Here is an 18,719-nt window from a genome sequence, read left to right as displayed (position 1 = left end):
CATGGGGAGGAGAGGCGGTCCCGGCGGACGAAGGAGGTAGCATTGCGCGGTCGTAGGTTTTCGTCTGAGACAGATATTCAGCGGCATATTTCGAATGGATTCGGTAGCGGAGCTGGTGCCAGTTATCTGCCGTGGCTGCGCGTCCAAGACGTGCCTTCCAGAGGACGCTCCCACAAGATCCAAGGTGTGAAGATCGATCGCCTCCATCACCTCTTTTCTGACCTAGAACGCGCCTATTTTTTGGTATGCGAATTTTCGGAGGATGTTGTGGATATACGCGAGCAGTATCCATTGCTGCCGCGAGAAAGCGCTCAAGCAATCGCGAGCTCTATCGGAGTGCGATACCCCAGGTATCCGAAGACAGTGCTTCCTTACGTCATGACCACGGATTTTTTATTAACAATAAAAAAGCCTGACGGCAGCTTTAAATCTGTAGCCCGAACAATCAAATACCGCAGCGACCTCGAAGGCAAACCAGCCAAGAGGACGTTGGAAAAATTTGAGATCGAAAAGCGTTTCTGGGCTGGCCAGCACGTTGATTGGGCCATTGTCACTGAAGAAATGTTCAGCCCCGATTTGATCAAGAATTTAGGCTTACTTAGAAAGTTCGCTCAGCTGCCGCGCGCCTTGGCAGAGCCATCATTACACTCCGATTTTCTGGGGCACTTAGCGAGCTGTCGTCCTTACCCGTGGAGTACTGCTGAAAGTCTGCGGAAGATTGCGGCACGTTTATTTATCACCTATCAAGATTCTCGGGCTTTGTACCATCACCTGATATGGGCCAAGTCGATCAAGGTAGATTTGGTTGGTACTCCAATTCAAATGACTGCACCACTACCAACCTTTGAAATCATCGAAAGCCCAATAAAAATTTCACTGGCGGCGGAGGGCTTATCATGAAAGTCCAAGTCAATGATTGTTTCGAACCGCTCACTGAGTTTTCAGTTGTGCCGGGCATTGTTAGGGTCTTGTACGTCAATGAGCTATACGATGCGGTCGTTTTGATCCAATTAACGGCCCCGCCCCGCCAACCGATTGGTGTGGGCTTGGAGGAGCTTCGCGGCTCCCTCATTGCAGGTGATACGAAGCCAGCCAAGATTGTTACGCCTGAGTTTCTCTTAGTGTTAGAGGATGACCTGGATGAGAAAAAGAAGCGGGAAAGGGATGAAAAGTGGAACATCATCGCACCCCTGATCGACTCAGGTTATCCAGGTCAGATATTTGCTCCCGGTGAGATGGGGCGAATGGTCGGCGCTAGAGCTGTTGAGCTCGGTTTACAGCGCAAGAGTATCTATCGACTTCTGTACCGTTACTGGATCAATGGCCAAGTTCGAAATGCGCTCTTGAAAAACTACGCGGGCGTCGGAGTTCCTGAGCGCAAGTATGATCCCGCAAAACCCCCGGGCAGGAAACCAAAGTATCAAGGTATTGCCGTTTCACCGACCAAGGTTATCGATACCTTGGATAAGCGTTGTATCCGTATCGGTTACTCGTTATTTGTGGGGGATAAGACTTCTACGATAACCAGCTCCTATGTCGAGATGCTCAGGAGGTTCTACACAGCGAAAGACCTGTCGAAAAACCCAGAATCGAGTGGTCGTCTCCTGCCCGAATCGGAAATTCCCTCCTTTAGACAGTTCGATTATTGGGGAAAGCAATATTTCGACGAGGTTGAAACTGAACGTGGCCGTAAGGGAATGCGGAAGTGGCTAAAAGATTGCCGCCCCCTTTCTGGAACCGTGCGTGACTGGCTTCGCGGCCCCTGCCATCAGTTTGAGATCGATGCCACCATTGCTGACATTTATCTCGTGAACGGTTATTCCAGGCGAATGCTCATTGGACGGCCGGTTGTGTACGTCGTCATTGATAGCTTTTCCGGCATGATCGTCGGTCTCTACATCGGGTTGGAGGGGCCGAGTTGGAACGGAGCCAGGCAAGCGTTGTTCAACGCTTTCACTTCGAAGGTTCAGTTTTGCGCTACCAATGGGGTCACGATCGATCCAGAGGAATGGGCCTGTCACCACCTCCCACATCACATCTACGCTGATCGAGGCGAGATGTTGGGGAAAGCAGCTGAAGGTCTTGCCACTGGCCTGAATATCGAGCTGGGAATCGCTCCGCCTTACCGACCGGACTGGAAGTCGATGGTGGAGAGCCGGTTCGGTATCCTGAACGATCTGACAGGTATCAGGTGGCTTCCAGGTGGTGTAGCGGCTAGGGAGAAGGAGCGTGGCGAGCGCGATTACCGACTCGACGCGACGCTGAGTATTAAAGAGTTCACCAAGATCATCATCCAGTGCGTCCTTCACTATAACCGCTTCAACAGACAGCCCGACAGGCTCACTCAAGAGATGATGAACGACGGTGTCGATCCGACGCCGATAGGTATCTGGACTTGGGCATTAGAAAATGGCCATGTCGAACCAAACAATCATCCCGACGAGCTGGTCTATCTCCATTTGCTTCCGCGCGAGCAAGCAACGGTGCAAAAGAGTGGTGTGCTATTCCGAGGGATGCACTACGTCTGTGATGTAGCAATCGAGAACAACTGGTTTGCGAAAGCCCGTAGCCGCGGGGTTTGGTCGATAGAGTGTTGGTATGACCCGAATTCCTCAGCACATATTTGGATCCGGGGAGACAACAAACAGTTCATCCGTTGCGATTTGCGTAAGTCTGATAGCAAATATGCTGATTATCGATCCGATGAAATTTTCGACCTGCTCGAAGCTTACCGTCAGACTCCACCGGCTCATAAACGCGCTGAGTTGGAGAGTCGGATTTCGCTTCTAGAGGAAGTTAATCAAATCGTCAGCGGTGCGATGGCTGAGCGAAAGGAAGAGCCAGCGCCTGCGACCAAAGCCGAGATGATTGGAAATATTCGTGAGAACCGCGCTGTTGAACGCCTCAAGGAGCGGGAGACCGCCCATGTGCCAGAGGGTGTGAGGGTTGAACCGTCTGGGCAGAAGGCAGAGACCGCCCGAGAACGCTCGGAGAACTTTGCCGGCCCTCGCAGCGCTCAGGTCATCGATATGCTCAAACGACTCCGCCCAGGACAAAACTAATGAAAGGCGCCCAAGTTTTCGCAAGCTACACCAAGCAGGTGATAGCGGACTACGCGGGAAATCCGCTTATTGAAGCGCTGCCACCGATCTTCTCAGAGGAGGTGGCAGGCCAGCTGATCTCTAATTTTCCCCGTCGTGTTGATCCCGAGGAGCTCACCCTTGCCCCATCGGCTCGGATCCACTGTATCGACCGGTTGAGGACGGTGGTTCAGCCTCTGTTAGTCCATATTGATCTGGAGTCCGTATTTTCATTGTTGGTCCGACGTGGGTACGTCGGACGCAATCCGACCTCTCCAGACACTGTGAGACATCTACACTCGCTTTCGGGCGCACAGCGCTACCACGATGGATTCAAGTCCACTGCCGAAACGTTCAGTCTGGTCGGCCTTAGTGGCATTGGAAAGTCCACCGCACTCGAAGCCATTTTGAGTCTCTACCCTCAAACGATTCGACACGAGCGTTATGAAGGAAAGCAGTTCGTCCATACCCAGATCACCTGGCTCAAGCTTGACTGCCCCCGAGATGGATCGCTGGCAGGCTTCTGTCAGCAATTTTTCTATGCGGTCGGGCGAGCGTTAGGTGATGAGGATTACTACAAGCGGTATCGGGCTCGGAACATCAATGACTCGTTGCAACAAATGGAACAAGTTGCGAGTACATTTTTCATCGGCGCTCTGCTGATCGACGAACTTCAGAACCTGCACCTGGCGAAAACTGGGGGCAAGGACAACATGCTGAACTTCTTCCTCCATCTAGTGAACAACATCGGCATTCCCGTGGTGTTCATCGGGACGAATTCGATGATCAGCCTATTTTCGGACGTCATGCGCAACGCAAGGCGTTGCTGCGGTGTAGGGGTACTCGAATTTAAACGCTTTGAGAAGGACGATGACGAGTGGCGCATGCTCGTTGTAAACCTCTGGAGCTATCAGTGGTACCAGCAGCCGGCCGAACTGAACGAGGATGTGTTTGATGCGCTGTATGAGCATACACAAGGCGTCACCGACTTTTTGGTCAAGCTTTTGGTGCTCAGTCAGAGGTATGCTATCCAGAGCGGTTTGGAATGCGTCACCGCCGAGACAATCGCGTTGGTGAGCAACACCAAGATGCAGATATTGAAGCCAGCTTTGTCCGCCCTGCGAAGCCGAGATCCGAAACGGATGCGGCAGTTCGATGATTTGCTTCCGATTGAAGACCAGCTAAGCGACATGATGACGTTCGATGGTTTGGCTCGGCCGGAGCGACTGGCGCTGCTGCGCAGTGTCATCAATCGCAGCGACAGTAGTGCCACCAAATCTAATGTGGCGGCCGTTAACCAAGTCAAATCGCAGTCGCCTATGGCGGTGGCGGTTGAGACGTCAGAGGCACAGGCGCTAAGTGAAAGTGAAGACTCCATTGAGGCGTTGAAGAGCGCCGGTTGGATAAACAGTGATCTATTTGAGTTCTCTCCGTTGTACCGGAAGGGGTGAATAAAAGGTGACGAAATGGGGCTCAAATTCCATTTCTTTCCGGCCGTTTTTCCTGATGAGACGCTTCACAGCGTCCTTTCAAGATACGCCCGGCTCTGTGGCGTACGTAGCTGCGGAGCAGTTTTCGATGGAGCGCAGTCCGCGAGCTTCTTCTCGCAGAACGTGGCTTTTCCATGTCGACTAGCTGAGCTTGCCGACGCGCTGCCGTGTGGCACGGGCTTATCGCTAGACGCAGTCATAAAGCGTCATACGCAGCTGCCCTACTACGAACCTTTTTTGACCAAGCAACAGGTGGACGACGCCATTACCTTGATGGCGGGAAACGGCGAGGGGTTGATGCTAAAGTTGGGGTTAATCGCGAGTCGACTCGAGTTCGCTTCGAGAGTGCGATTTTGCTTCGACTGTATCGTCCAGGACATGGCCTGTGTGGGAGCAGCGTACTGGCACCGTGTGCATCAGCTTCCAGGTGTTTTGATCTGTCCCCACCATAGAAACCCGTTGAAGTTCCTTGATTACCGCTGGTTGAGCCGAAATTCTCGAAGAATGCACTTGCCGGACGATGAGGACGTTCAGTCTCACTCCATTTCGTTAGACATCCCTCAAAATCTACAAAGTGCTCTGCACGAAATAGCGCGGCGTTCGATGCAGGTGCTTGAGACCGATGTTCCTCCATTATGTCCTGATGCCATTCGATCGGTGTTTCTGGATAGCGCTATTGCCTTAGAAATGGCTTCTGACACTGGTCGGCTGCACTTAGGCAGATTGGCACGGCACATGTCTGCGTTCTTTGAGACTCTCCCTTCCTCAGGGGAGTACTCGATACTGAGCGAATCGTCTGCGGATATACCGGCGGCCTGGGTTGTGAAGCTTTTGCGTAAGCCGAGGGGCACCCATCATCCGCTGAAATTCATCCTGCTGGCCTGCGCGCTTAAGGTCGACATGGAAAGGATACTGCGGCAGAACGGGCCTATTACCGAGTCGCTTAATAGAACAGCCAGTACAGAAACTCCTGGTGGACGAGCTGCCAACGGATCTCCAACCAATCGCTCAAACACCAATGAGTATAAGAGTGAGGCATCTGAAGCGATCTGGACGCTGGCGCTCTCGGGGGCTAACGCGAAGACCATAGCGTCAGAAACAAGGAATTCGGTTACATGCGTCTACCGAATGATACGCGCGATTTCGGATGGACCCGACCGATGGAAAGAGGCGAGGCTTTCGAAACAGCTGGGCGATAGGAGGAATCGATTTGAGGGGGACTACAGAGCTCGCCTAGCTCATGAGTGTCGAGATTATGTGTGGCTTCATCGAAACGATCGGCAATGGCTGTCCGAGCGTACACAAGAGCCAAGTAAAGCCCACAAACCGTGCGGACAGCGGGCAGATAGATTCAAGGCCCTCGACCTTAACCTTGCCAACGAAGTGGTTCAATGCGCTGAGATGTTACGAACGCTTCCAGGTAAACCTGTTCGTATCTCACGGACAAAAATAGGTAGAGAGCTTCATGTGTTATCTAGGTTTGAAAAGCAGCTCAACAAGCTGCCGCTCTGTGCGGCCGCGCTGGCAGCCGAATGCGAAACCCTTGATGCATTCCATATGAGGCGTTCGAGCTGGGCCAAGCGTAAGCTAAAACTGGACGGCAAACCCATTACTCAATCATCGATATATCGAACTGCGTGTATCAGAAAACCGTACACAGGTGAGCTGCATTCTGATTCTAGTATGGATGTTGTTCTGAAACGCCGTCGCCAGAAGTCCCGTCAATGAGCAGCGAGTAGATTGGCTGTGTGAATTTTTGGCGAAGCGATACACGAAGGATATTTATATGTGTTCGGTATTATATTATGACACCGAATAAAACGGCCGGTTTTTAAAGTTGTAGTCGATGGCTGCTCGCTCTGTGCTGCGTTCATAAAAATCCTTGCCTGGGTACAGGGTGATATGTGATAAAAGTACTCCTTCACAGGATCCACGTCCTACCAGAACCCACGCTAGAAAGTCGGTTACTCATGTCCAGTATTCTTTTTTTCCCAATATCGATGCCAGACGAGACACTGTTATCTCGTATTACGAGGTACCATTTTTTGTCCGGAAACAAAACTGAGGCAGAAACGTTTCATGATCTTTTTGGAGTTGCGCCATTTCAGCTTTCGATTATACCAAAGCAATTAGAAAATCTTGCATCTCGATTGCCCGGAATTAAAGAAAGCAATTTTAATGAGTTGCTTGAAATTAATACTCATTTTCCTGCATACAGGCCTTTTATAGGGTTATCAAAAGACCCCTCTAAGGAACTGGACAGAGTTTTGTCAGATGTTGCTCGAGTGCCTAGGTGGGAGGGCACCAAAAATAGCAGAGCCAAGATTTGCTTAGCCTGTGTGCAAGCCGACCTCATAGAGTCAGGTTATGCATATTGGCACCGCGCTCATCATGTGCCGGGCGTTACGGCCTGCTGGCGGCACGGCGAGGAGCTTCTTCAATCTTGTCCGAATTGCTCTCACCCTTTCTTTCGTAAAAACAAGTTATTACCTGTTTTAACCGAGGATTGTACTTGTGGATGGAACGCTATTACACCTGCGAACCGTTTACTGGCCTCATCTGAAGAGCGACAGTATGCAGTTTTTGTAAACGATATTCTGCAATGCAATCTGCCATCGGTGGATTATAAGGTTTTGGCGGCCTGTTATCGGCGTCAAGCAAAGAAACGTGGGTTTGTTCACGGAAATCTCATTGGCACTGCTAAATTGTTTAGCAGTATTCGCGATAGGTTCGGCGATGAAACTATTTCGAAAATTGACCTGGCATACGGAGCTGGCATCCGACGCCAATGGATTAGACTATCGACAACAAGAGGTCAAATCGATATGCCGTTGGCGCGGCACCTTCTAATATCTCTCCATCTTTTTGATAGTGCAGAGAAATTTGAGAAATGCTTAGCGGAAGAGGCTCTACTTACTAGCTCAGTAAACCCGACGGTCCGTCTTAAAGGGAAAGCTTTGCCAGAAAGTAAAAAAAAGGCTTATCGAGAGAAAATCTCAATACTACTTGAGGTTAAGCCAGGTATTGGTATGGACTATCTTTGGGTCAATGCCTATCAAGTAACACGCTGGCTCAACGAAAACGATAAGGATTGGTTGTTGAGTGTAATTACAAGGGACGTAAAGCAGAAAAATCGTATCGAGTCGGTGGTGAGCGATGAGGACGAAAAATACGCAACCATTCTTAAGAAAGGTGTTGAAAATTTGTACCGCATCACCCAAAAACAGGTTCGAGTAAATATCACTAACATGCTTGCACTTTTGCCGCGAAAAGTAAGTAGGGAGCGTGCGACTCGTAAGTCGTTTCCGTTGGTGTCAGAACAACTTGAACTTCATCTAGAATCTCTTTGGCATTTCCGGTTACGGAGATTTATATGGACGATGTCGGAGATCGCGAGACTTAAGTTACCCCCAAACAGCTCCAGCTTAAGGTTATTGACTACAGTACCTCATGTGGCCTGCCAAGCTTTCATAAATCACTTTGAGTGGGATTTAGATAACATGGTTAAAGAAGGTATTGATTGTGAAGTTACGCTTAGAAATACCGGCGTCTCTCGGCAATGGGAAGGGCCACCAGGTTATGATATTCCCATGGGTGGCAATGCATACTTGGAGATGATCGCGTCCAATACAAAGCTCTAGTAGACATTTTTATGAAATGGCACAGCAATGCTCTGGATCCGATGATCTCTGAGGCGAATTGCTGCGCGGTGGATGTCACTATTTATACCGACGCCAATTGCGTATCGATGGGGCATTGGACGTGCACCGATATCAGCGGCTTCCGCAGATACGGGTCTATGCCGCACACGCCAATATCGCCCAGTCAATGCCGCAGACATCGGCATCTATCTCTACGTCGGATTCAAGCATGTGCAATGGCATTACGTCGGTAGCTGGCGCAATCCACTCCAGACGGCAACATCACCCATTGAAATAGTGGTGTTCAGTGAGGCGGGGTATACGTAGAGCTGTAGGTCTTGAGAACGTGAGCCCACAATCAGTGATATCTCGGCGTAAATCAGACCATAGCGAAAGGGCTAACCGTCAGCTGTTGAGGAGATGAGCGAAGTTTTGCCTGCTGTTCATCGGAGTTAAGACCGGGCGATTTACGGGCAGCTATGCTGATTGGTGTGATTGATCATTCGACTCGATTTTTGTAGTGGGTCGGAGGGACGAATGAATCTGGCGGACCTAGTAGAACTGCTTTCCGGGGGTGAAAAAATACCTGGATGTGACCTTGCTCATTCAGACGCGGTGGCTCTGGTCGGATTTCACTTCCCAGGACGCCCCTACTGCCTAGTCGCTGAATGGGCGGTGTTTGATTTAGCGGTCTCCCCCCGTCAGTTAAAGGTCGTTGTTAGCAGAGGAGTGACTCCTACTCTGGTCAACGCTTTATTTGTTCTCCACGATAGCAAAGGACGTTTCCCACGTGGTCATTGGGTAAGAACCTCATTGGGTGTTTCCTTCACTCACGATTGCCTGTTCGAGACAAAAAACACCGTTTATGTGTTGATGGGGCCCGGCCGAAGGGTACGAGCAAACCTGGACGTAGTGCAGAGCCTGTACTGAGAGTCGTTTAATATTTTAGGCTTCGACCGACTCAACCATCCCGGTATTTTCTCGGTGCTTACCAAAACATCGTGTTGGCCACGTATCAGTAATCGTCCCTGAGAATAGGCCCATGGGGACCTTGTTTACTTCTGGTGAGTCAAGCGGCGTGCTTGCTTCAATTCAAACGAATGGCTCGCACCCACTGAGGCCTTGACGATGGTAGTGGGATTTCTAAGGTTAAGTGCAAATTCTAGCGGAGTGGTGACATATGGCCATGCCCTGCGAGCGCACCCGCAGTATTGTCCAAACGTGCGAGCTCTTGCGTGAGCTGTCTCGAGATCAGACCCTCAAGAATCTGTTCGTCAGCAGGCAAAAGGCCTCTTGCGGCATTACACAGAACCATGGGGATCTTTGGGATAGGTTCCATTGAAAAGTTGCTTCAAAGCGATCAAGCGCGAGAGTTCGCGATAGTGGTCCACACGCCCCAGTTGAGCTCCAGCACCGACGGATAAGGCTGGGAAAACTTTCTCAGACTGAGTCTATGATAAAGACCATGGTCTGTGACTCTCCGAGATGACGCGGTCCGCGCTTCAACGCTCCGATCTTCGTGTTAATGAACGGCATAGCTTATTAAGCTGTATGCATATACAGTTAATGGGTTCGTGCGGTCTTACTGATCACCTAAGTGTTGAAGCCCGTAAGTGGTGTCGAGTGTCGAGATAAGCCCTGAAGTTTGCTGGTTAAGGTGTTATTTTCAGTGATTCCATATTGATACTATCGGAACGGAATTCGACCTATGATCACGCTGAAAACTGCCATTATTCACAGCTTCAAGAAGCTGGCCAAGACCAGCTTTATCTCCGAGGTGGTCAAGAAGGATGTGGCGCTCGATACTGAAAATCCCGCGTTGCATTTTCTGGTCAATGGTATCCACGGCCTCATCGGCAAAGAAGGCAACAGCGTGGTCTACGGCCAGTTTGCCAATGATGACCGTCAGGGACCGTTTCCAGAGCGCTTCACTGCGTTCGTAGAAGTACAAGATGATGAAGCGCAATTTATCGACTTGACCCACTTGGCAATGGACCAACTGGTGGAGCAAGCCGGTAATCAAGTCTTATCGACTGGTGGACATATCCTTTGCGCCCAGTACACCGCGGGCGCAACCGACTTTTTCCTGGTCGCCAGCATGAAGGAGCGCGGTGGTATTCAGCTGGACGAAAACTATGTGCCTAAGGAAATTCAAGAGGTCGATCTCAACAAGGTTCAGCAGGCTGCCAGGATAAACTTAGCGAGCTTCGTGGCCATAAAGGCTATGGCAGCTGCGGCCGCTGCTGCGCCTGAGCAGAATGAGGATGAGGTAGAGGATGAGGTGGATTCAACTTATCTGTGCTTCATCAGTCGCGGCCGTGATAGTCAGGCATCCGACTATTTCATTTCCGCACTTGGTTGTGCGAAAGGAGTAGCTTCCGGACGCGCTACCAAAAATGCGATTGATAACGTTGCACGGTTTTTTCGTGACAACAAAACGTTAAAAGGCTTTGGTTATAAGGCTAAAGAGGCGGTTATCAAGTATCTGGAGGAGCAGTTGGCCGCAGGCAAGTCTGCGCGCTTGGACGCTATCTGCCACGTCGCTGTCGCACACGTACCCGCTGACTTTGTGGATGAAATTGTTGGTCTGAAAGACTATTTGAATAGTGAGAAACATAAGGTGCCAGACGACTTTACGGTCAATGCGAAATCGCTGAAAGAGAAGACCCGTATCAAGGGGGATGCGGCTAACTGGTCGTTGCAATTCGAGCGTGGGGCGTTAGGTAAGGATCCGGCCGCAGACGTTTATTATGATGAGGGACGGAAGAAGTTGACCCTGTCCAATCTGACTGCCGAACTGGTTGGTGTGATCGAGAAAGAATTGCTGGCAAGGGTCGGCTAAGAATGTTTTCTAATGTGGTAGCTCTTTACCGCGCCATCGGAGCGCCCGCCATTGAGGACGGGGTCATCCGCTATGAAGGGAGGCCAACGCCTGAAATTATCGGTGCGTTGCGAATGTGTGATGGCCTTCCCGCAGCCTATGGCAAGTTCGAGCATCGCTCTGAAGAAGCAGACTCTCTCGATATTGAGTTCCGCTTGCCATCGAACGAGTCGGGCCGGTTCTACACTAACTTAGGCGAGTTTGTCGCTCGCAATGGCTCACTGGGCAAGGGCCAATTCCCGAGCAACGTATTCATTGTTGAGCTAAGTTGGGCGGACAGTGATGACACTGAACCTCCGACGATTAATGCGCTCAGACGCGTCTGCCGGCTGATCGAGCTGCTTGCACTGCTAGCGATCGGTGTCGACAAAGACAGCAGTCAAGATGGTTATAATCTGTTCTTTGCCCTGCCTCCTGATGGGGCTAAGCCTCCGAGAACTTTTCTGTTGCCTACTCAGGTTGACATCAAGGTTCTTGACTATGAGCTCAACCACCTGAGCTTGTTGGAAGAAATACTCAATCGGAAAAACGAAAACAAGGCACACCTCTCCGAACGAAAATTAATGATTCGGATGGCGGTGGCTAGCGTCATCGAGAAGTTTGAGAGCGAGCCGAATCTGTTCTTGGTGATCGTGCGGGAGTGGCGGGAGGTCCTCGCCACGTACCGTGCGAATCTGCAAACCTATGTCTATAGCTTCTCGTTTGAGCGGGCCCGGCGCGAGGTGGCCCAAGCTGAAATCGACTATGGCACTAAGCTTAGCGGGGTGCTGGGCGACATCGCCGGCAAGATGCTCGCTCTGCCGATATCGTTAGCGGGTTTGGTCGTTCTGGAGAAAACGACCTCAAGATTCGAAGGTTTTATCCTTGTCCTTGGGCTGGCAGTGGTCTCTGTGGTTCTGCTTGCAATCCTTCACAATCAAATGTTGCAAACCGAGCGCCTGCTGCATAGCTTCAATGTCATCTTCGATGATTTTAAGGACAAGATAAAAACCTATCCCCCGAAACTACAGGGCCTGCTCAGGATCACTATCGACCAAGTCGACAAGCAGGGCCGAACCCTCACCAGGACCTTTCGGCTGCTCAAGGGGTTGTCCTTGCTGCCAATCGTCGGGGCTTTGCTGCTGGCTGCGATAAAATACAGGGACGATTTTTTATGGCTGTTAAAGACCATCCTATCGATTGTGTTTTCGGTGCTCAACATAGCCCCTAATTTTCTCAACCCATAAGGCTTTTGTAATACGTTCGTTGTCACATCTAGCTGCACGCAACGACTTATCCACCTGGAGCGGTAAAGCAGCTCTCCATGAGCTGGAGGATATGCAGTTTTTAATAAAAAGCTTGTAGATACTCCATGTGGAACGCGAGTTGATTTCTGATGCTCGTATGACGCATTCAGCATACTCCGCCAAAAAGTTAAATTTTTAATAGTCGAGCTCACGAGTACTATGGGACAGCTTACACATATGTAATATTCGCGGCAGCTTACTGAAAGGCATCATTGATTATCCTCTAGTCAGAAGTAAGTGAACTCTAGGAGAAACTCATGAAATCATTAAAAGTATTTTTTGCCGTTTCCATTTTGGCCTTGTCCTCTTTGGCCATGGCTGAAGGAGGCGGTGACCGTGTTTATGGTCGAATGATGCAAGAGAACCAGAAGGCGATGGAGCAGTACGCTTTAAAAAACGGAAAGACGGCACCTGAAGTTGTGCATTATAAATATGGCATGAACCTCGATGTTCAGAAGGTGGTCAGTGTCACGCAAGCTAACAAAACCTGTAGCGTAGGCCCTTCGCGCATGACATATGAAGATTCGGCGGGCAAGCTCAACACCTTGGAGTACATGGTCATGGGCACAAACTGCCCGCACGGAAGCTAGTAGAGATAAGCGATGACTGCACCAGACTACTCGATATATTTTTAGGCATGCTTACTGTTCGCTGACATAGAAGTAATTTTCAGGTCACGCTGGAGTTATCTATTGTATGAAATTATGTCTGCCGGAGCGTAGAGGAAACCCTCACGTGCTGGTGGCTTTTATAATGATAAAAATATTTCACAAAGAAACTCTGCCAAGCTAAAGCCTGGAGTGTTAAATGAACAATAAAAGCTTTTACGGTCTTTCTCTCATTGCCCTTGGCATGAGCATGGGGCAAGTTGCAGTGGGCGTTGAACAAAAGCCTGAAGGGTTCATTGAGGGGAGCACCTTTAGTATTCTCAATCGAAATCTTTATTTCAATCGAGATTATCGAAAAGGCCAGTCAAGTCCTACGGGCAATGGCTACTCAGCAGAATGGGCTCATGGCATTATCGGTCGTTTTGAGTCTGGTTTTACACAAGGCACCATCGGGTTCGGCATCGATGCGTTTGCAATGGAAGGCCTCAAGCTTGATTCAGGTGATGGTCGCTCGGGAGCTAGAAGTTCAGTCGATGTCTTGCCGCACAACAGTAAAGGCCAACCTGAAGACGCCTATTCAAAAGTAGGCGGGGCCGCGAAGGTCCGTTTCCTGGATACAGTCGTCAAGGTAGGGGATGTCTTTCCGTCGACTCCTGTCGTGGCGTATGGGGATTCCCGACTCCTCCCGGAAAGTTTCCGTGGTGCAACGTTTACCAACACCAGCATCAAAGACCTGACCCTTCAGGGTGGTCGGCTGCATGCGATGAGCCAACCCAACTCCAGTGGCATGCGTGATGGCTTTTCGACTTTCTACGCCGGGGCGGTTGATGCTCCGTGGATTGCTTATCTAGGGGGCGATTACACCGTCAATGAGCACGTAGGTGTAAGTCTTTACACCAGCCAATTCAAGGATGTTTGGAACCAGTATTACGCGGGCACCACATTGAGCTATCCACTCTCAGACAGCGTATCGCTGATCGGTGGCTTTAATTATTACCGAGCCGTTGATGAGGGAAAAAAACTTCTGGGGAGCTTCGATAACAACATCTGGAGCGGCAAGACCGGGGTCAAATTCGGAGCTCATACGGTGACCGTCGGGTATCAGCGTAACAATGGCAACGACGACTTTGACTACCTACGTCAATCAGATTCGATTTTCTTGGATAACTCTATTCAGTACAGCGACTTCAACTCCCCGAAAGAGCAATCTTTGCAGCTACGCTATGATCTAGATATGCAGGCTTTCGGCATCCCCGGTCTTAGCTTCATGGCTCGTTACGCGAAGGGTTGGGACGCGGACTATTCCAACGCGAACAGCGTGTACATGCGGCGCGGAGCGGATGGTGCCCCATTACAGGACCAAAAGCGTTGGGAGCGAGACATTGAGGCTAAGTACGTCATCCAGTCAGGTTCTCTGAAGGACATGTCTTTGCGTGTTCGCCAGGCAACGACACGAGCCACCGATTTCGAATCTGATTTGGACGAGGTCCGACTGATTGTCGAATATCCACTGCAACTCCTTTAACGGGCACTAGCCCTCGGCACCAGGTGTCCGATTACCAGATACACCCCGTCTCTTTGTTTCTCCTTTGGTTTTGGAGACGGCTTAGGCGCCCTAGTGGCGCCTTTTTTTGTGGATTGACATAACTGTTGGTATGTCCCGGCTGTCATTCCAGTGCTGATGTTGCCCTTCGTACGCTTTCGCACAATCTATTGCATAAACAAGTTCTGCACGAGCAGGTGGTGTTACCAACTGTGGAACCTGGAGACAGCCGTGCGTGCCAGATGATCAGCGGTTTGAAGTTGATGCTTATGGTGAAGGATTTTCCCGGGTTAGCCTGCACTTTGGCTTTATCGTGGAGCCTGACGTACCCGCAGCCTTGAGTCTCTGACACTTGAATGAGCTGGATTTCTGCCCGATGCATCCCACCTACGTCCTTAGCCGTGAAACGGTTATTCCGATCAAGCGTATCGGGATGGCTCGTTGGCGAGAAAGCTTGTTCACTTTTCTATTGAAGAACGTCAACGGCAACCTTAAATACTTTAATCTGCCGCTGAACCGAGTGATCGAACTGGGTACGTAGGTTGAGATATAGAAACAAACAAGGCCGCATATGCGGCCTCGTTTGATTCAGGGTGTTACTCGTGTGCGTGTCCGTGCTCAGCGCTTTCGGAGGTTGTTCCTTTCTCACCGCCACCGCCACCGCCACCGCATGCCGTCATCAGGCCAAGAAAGCAGATCAGGAGCATCGAACGAATCAGCGTTGCTGGAGTTTTCATGGAATGACTCTTCAAAAAATGGATGAGATATATGGTCTGTGGTCAGGCTGAACGCTGCATTTTCGGAAATAGAACATTCAGCGCGCTTCGAATTACTGTTTGACGCTTAAGTAATCGCCGGCCGTTTTCAGTGAGATGGTCACGTCGCTGTCGCTGCGATTACGCCAAAACCAACCATGGGTGCCGTCAAAAATGGCGGTGAATTCACCTTTATCACTTTTGACCTGCTTGCCCTTGTTGTAGCTGTGGAAGTAACCCTTTACACCGTTGAAGGGCTCGCCATGGGTGTCGTAGTTCACAGGCCCACCAAATGCTGTCCATTCATAGATGACAGTCTTGCCCTTCAGCACTTCCAGTTTGATTTCTTTCCCCTCACCAGGCTTGAGCGTTACGGTGATTTGGGTCGCCTTCAAAGCAGGAGTTGATGTTGCTTCAGGTTGAGGGGCAGGTTTCGCAACTGGTTGAACTTGCGCAACATGCGGAGCTGGAGCTGGAGCTGGAGCTGATGCTTGCTGCGGAGCTGCATCCGCTAAAGCCTCTTGGGCAAGGATGATCTTCAGTTCGCCCATTTGAGTCAGCCCCAGTGCTCGGCCCACACCCGTTGGATCAACGGCGTATTCCGAAGGCATGACAACGGTCACCAGCAGGCCGACGGCAGTCAGCAGTGCAATGACGGTCGAACGCACCAGTTTGCGAGTGCTTGGCAATTCATTAACAGTTGGAAGCGGAGTATTGAACATGGTCAGAATTCCTTACGCAGAGACAAACAGGCCGGTGATCTGGTAACCCATCAGCAGGAAACCAGCACTCATCATGGCGACGTTGGCGGTATAGGCGTGGCGCCAGAAACTGCCGGTGCGCCGCCAATACCCCATCAGAATGAGAATCGCGCTGAGAGCCAGCAATTGGCCGATCTCGACGCCGACGTTGAATGCGATCAGGTTCGGAATCAGGCCATCAGGCGAGATTTCGTACTCTTGGATCTTGGTGGCCAGCCCGAATCCATGGAGCAGGCCGAAGATCAGCGTGGCCACCTTGGTGTTGGGTTGGAAACCGAACCAGCGCTGGAACGCACCCAGGTTATCGAGCGCCTTGTACACCACCGAAAAACCGATGATAGCGTCGATGATGTAGGAGCTGATGCTGACCTCGGTCAGTACGCCAAGCAGCAGCGTGACCGAGTGGCCTACAGCAAACAGCGTGACGTAGAGCCCCACGTCTTTCAGGCGGTAGAGGAAGAAGATCACCCCGAACAGAAACAGCAGGTGGTCGTAGCCCGTCATCATGTGCTTGGCGCCCATGTAGATGAAGGGCAGCAACATGACGCCGGAATTTTCTTGGATGAAGCCCTTGTCACCTTCCGCGACGGCGTGAGCCATCGCCTCGGGCATCCCGAGGAAAAGTGCAGCGACAAGTAAAAACAACAGCAGTAGCGGGCGGTGCGATGGCGCAGTGAATGCGACAACGCCGCTCATCGAGTGCGAATGCATAGATCAATCCTACGTTGCATAGATCGAAGGCCGCAGTGCGGCCATGGTCAGGAGGCGAACGACGGACGGGGTGGACGCTCGATCAAGAAAATCGGCGGACGAGGAACGGAATATTGAGGGGCATCGACTCGCATGGAGAGCTTTGGTTGTGCCGCCAAACTCAAGTCGGAGGTGAACTGCGGCGTCTCATGCTGATGGTCAGGAGTCAGCGGGGAATGGTAGTGATCCGAGTAGCTCAAGCTCGACATCTCCGCCTGCCCGTCATGGGCGTGATAGGTGTCTTGCGCGATCTCCCAGGCAGGTGACGTCGTCGTTACCGACAACGTATAGGCATGCCCAGCCCAAGCCATAAACATGGCGAGAGCAAGCACGAATACCACTGTCGTTGTCAGGGATCTGCTGAGCATAGTGTCCGGGGTTCTAACTCGTTTGTCGTGTTCGCAATACGTTTGACCATATCCCCCTGGGGGGGATAGGATGCCAGCGTAATTCATTGAGGCCCGAGGCTCAAGTCATGAGTGAGCAAGAACACGAACATAGCCATCCCCACACCCACCAAAGTCACGAGGCAATCATTAAGCGCCTCAAGCGGGCGGACGGCCATTTACGCGGCATCATCACCATGATCGAAGAGGGTCGTGAGTGTGTGGACATTGCTCAGCAGTTGCATGCCGTTGAGAAGGCAGTATGTCAGGCCAAGCGAACGCTCATCCAGGATCACATTGATCACTGTCTGGAGGACACCGTGTCGGCCCTGAACAACGGCGAGCGCGCTCCGCTAGAAGCTTTCAAACAAATCACCAAGTACCTCTAGGTCTGACATGCCCAACTTCGCTGAACTCTTGCAACAGGGTGGTTCTCACGCCTGGCTGTACTTTCCGAGTGCCATTCTGCTCGGAGCCTTGCATGGCCTGGAACCAGGCCACTCAAAAACCATGATGGCGGCCTTTATCGTGGCCATCCGGGGCTCGGTAAAACAGGCCGTATTGTTGGGCCTGGCCGCGACGCTGTCGCACACCGCTGTAGTGTGGTTGGTCGCCATCGGCGGTATGTATCTGGGCAAAGGCCTGGACGCTCAAACCACGGAGCCGTACTTCCAGCTCGCGTCCTCTGCCCTGATCATTATGATTGCGCTCTGGATGCTGTGGCGTACCTGGCGTGGTGAGCAGATGTTCGAGTTCGAGCAAGGTGATGATCACCACCACGGTGAGCATAACCATGGTCATCATGATGAAACCCATCGAATTGATACCGGCCATGGCCGCGTAGAACTGTCGATATTCGAGGAGGGGATACCTCCCCACTGGCGTGTGAAAACGTTGAGTGGGCATACTTGGTCAGCATCAGACGTTCGCTTGATGACGACCCGCCCTGATGGCATTACGCAAACCTTCTCATTTGTTGAGCGCGAAGGTTTCCTGGAGTCTACGGTCAATATCCCGGAACCCCATGAATTCAGTGCACGCTTGAGTCTGGGCCATGCCGGCCATTCCCATGATTACGACTTGGAATTCCAGGAGCATGATCACGGGCACGCGCATTCAGAACTGGAAGGGTTGGAGTTATCGATTGATGGTTATCAGGATGCGCATGAGCGTGCCCATGCCAACGATATCCGCAAGCGATTCACCAATCGTGAGGTCACCACGGGACAGATCATCATGTTCGGTTTGACGGGGGGGCTCATTCCTTGCCCAGCGGCCATTACTGTTCTGCTGCTCTGCCTTCAGGTCAAAGAAGTCGCGTTGGGTGGCGTGCTAGTCCTGTGCTTCAGTATTGGTCTGGCGCTCACACTGGTAACCGTCGGTGCAGCCGCCGCAATTGGCGCCAAGCAGGCCTCCAACCGCTGGCCTTGGATGGGCACCGTCGCGCGTCGAGCCCCTTATCTGTCCAGCGTGCTGATCATCGGTGTTGGTCTGTACGTTGGCTTCCATGGCTGGATCGGCCTGAACGCATAAGGCGA

General features: G+C 51.4%; 15 protein-coding genes and 1 pseudogene. 13 read left to right on the top strand and 3 right to left on the bottom strand.

From position 1 onward, the window contains the following. Positions 1-42: 42 nt before the first annotated feature. The 11 genes and pseudogenes from AACW30_RS30725 to AACW30_RS30680 all read left to right on the top strand — a co-directional run. Positions 43-900, top strand: coding sequence for a TnsA endonuclease N-terminal domain-containing protein (locus AACW30_RS30725; protein WP_200624153.1), 858 nt, complete (start codon positions 43-45; stop codon positions 898-900). Continuing rightward, complete coding sequence (locus AACW30_RS30720) at positions 897-3,062, top strand: Mu transposase C-terminal domain-containing protein (protein ID WP_200624152.1); 2,166 nt, start codon at positions 897-899, stop codon at positions 3,060-3,062. The genes AACW30_RS30725 and AACW30_RS30720 overlap by 4 nt, the downstream gene beginning before the upstream one ends. Next, entirely contained in the window at positions 3,062-4,531 is a 1,470-nt protein-coding gene (locus AACW30_RS30715; protein WP_200624151.1) for an ATP-binding protein, read from the top strand. The genes AACW30_RS30720 and AACW30_RS30715 overlap by 1 nt, the downstream gene beginning before the upstream one ends. A 15-nt stretch (positions 4,532-4,546) precedes the next feature. Next, positions 4,547-6,298: a TnsD family Tn7-like transposition protein gene (locus AACW30_RS30710; RefSeq protein ID WP_200624150.1), complete on the top strand. Its 1,752-nt coding sequence runs from the start codon at positions 4,547-4,549 to the stop codon at positions 6,296-6,298. A 242-nt stretch (positions 6,299-6,540) separates the two neighbouring features. Next, positions 6,541-8,211 carry a TnsD family Tn7-like transposition protein gene (locus AACW30_RS30705; protein ID WP_200624149.1) on the top strand — a complete coding sequence of 557 codons (1,671 nt, stop codon included), beginning with the start codon at positions 6,541-6,543 and terminating at the stop codon, positions 8,209-8,211. Positions 8,212-8,748: 537 nt separating this feature from the next. After that, complete coding sequence (locus AACW30_RS31705; RefSeq protein WP_442793496.1) at positions 8,749-9,141, top strand: DUF6957 family protein; 393 nt, start codon at positions 8,749-8,751, stop codon at positions 9,139-9,141. A gap of 778 nt (positions 9,142-9,919) precedes the next feature. Continuing rightward, positions 9,920-11,053, top strand: coding sequence for a nucleoid-associated protein (locus AACW30_RS30700; RefSeq protein ID WP_200624148.1), 1,134 nt, complete (start codon positions 9,920-9,922; stop codon positions 11,051-11,053). Positions 11,054-11,055: 2 nt separating this feature from the next. Beyond that, the gene (locus AACW30_RS30695; RefSeq protein ID WP_200624147.1) at positions 11,056-12,318 is read left to right on the top strand and encodes a hypothetical protein; all 1,263 of its coding nucleotides are present in this window, start codon (positions 11,056-11,058) and stop codon (positions 12,316-12,318) included. 317 nt (positions 12,319-12,635) lie between these two features. Further along, complete coding sequence (locus AACW30_RS30690; RefSeq protein ID WP_200624146.1) at positions 12,636-12,968, top strand: DUF2790 domain-containing protein; 333 nt, start codon at positions 12,636-12,638, stop codon at positions 12,966-12,968. Positions 12,969-13,185: 217 nt separating this feature from the next. Beyond that, the gene (locus AACW30_RS30685) at positions 13,186-14,511 is read left to right on the top strand and encodes an OprD family porin (protein ID WP_200624145.1); all 1,326 of its coding nucleotides are present in this window, start codon (positions 13,186-13,188) and stop codon (positions 14,509-14,511) included. 173 nt (positions 14,512-14,684) lie between these two features. Further along, positions 14,685-15,070 (top strand): annotated as a pseudogene (locus AACW30_RS30680) (KUP/HAK/KT family potassium transporter); the annotation flags it as partial. Between the two features lie 288 nt (positions 15,071-15,358). Here the strand turns inward: AACW30_RS30680 and AACW30_RS30675 are convergent. The 3 genes from AACW30_RS30675 to AACW30_RS30665 are packed head-to-tail and all read right to left on the bottom strand — an operon-like array spanning position 15,359 to position 17,127. Further along, positions 15,359-16,006 carry a transmembrane anchor protein gene (locus AACW30_RS30675; protein WP_200624144.1) on the bottom strand — a complete coding sequence of 216 codons (648 nt, stop codon included), beginning with the start codon at positions 16,004-16,006 and terminating at the stop codon, positions 15,359-15,361. Positions 16,007-16,018: 12 nt separating this feature from the next. Then, on the bottom strand, positions 16,019-16,756 hold the full coding sequence (locus tag AACW30_RS30670) for a HupE/UreJ family protein (protein WP_200624143.1): 738 nt from the start codon (positions 16,754-16,756) through the stop codon (positions 16,019-16,021). 47 nt (positions 16,757-16,803) lie between these two features. Then, positions 16,804-17,127, bottom strand: coding sequence for a hypothetical protein (locus AACW30_RS30665; protein ID WP_325167549.1), 324 nt, complete (start codon positions 17,125-17,127; stop codon positions 16,804-16,806). A gap of 143 nt (positions 17,128-17,270) precedes the next feature. Between AACW30_RS30665 and AACW30_RS30660 the strand changes: the two genes are divergently transcribed. Continuing rightward, positions 17,271-17,570: a metal-sensing transcriptional repressor gene (locus AACW30_RS30660; RefSeq protein ID WP_200624141.1), complete on the top strand. Its 300-nt coding sequence runs from the start codon at positions 17,271-17,273 to the stop codon at positions 17,568-17,570. A 7-nt stretch (positions 17,571-17,577) separates the two neighbouring features. Then, the gene (locus tag AACW30_RS30655; protein WP_200624140.1) at positions 17,578-18,714 is read left to right on the top strand and encodes a nickel/cobalt efflux protein RcnA; all 1,137 of its coding nucleotides are present in this window, start codon (positions 17,578-17,580) and stop codon (positions 18,712-18,714) included. The last annotated feature ends 5 nt before the right edge of the window (positions 18,715-18,719 follow it).

The organism is Pseudomonas sp. MF6747, assembly GCF_963890955.1.
In the GTDB taxonomy this organism is placed as follows: domain Bacteria; phylum Pseudomonadota; class Gammaproteobacteria; order Pseudomonadales; family Pseudomonadaceae; genus Aquipseudomonas.
Note: the sequence above shows the minus strand (reverse complement) of the source record. Positions and strands in the feature narration are given on the sequence as shown.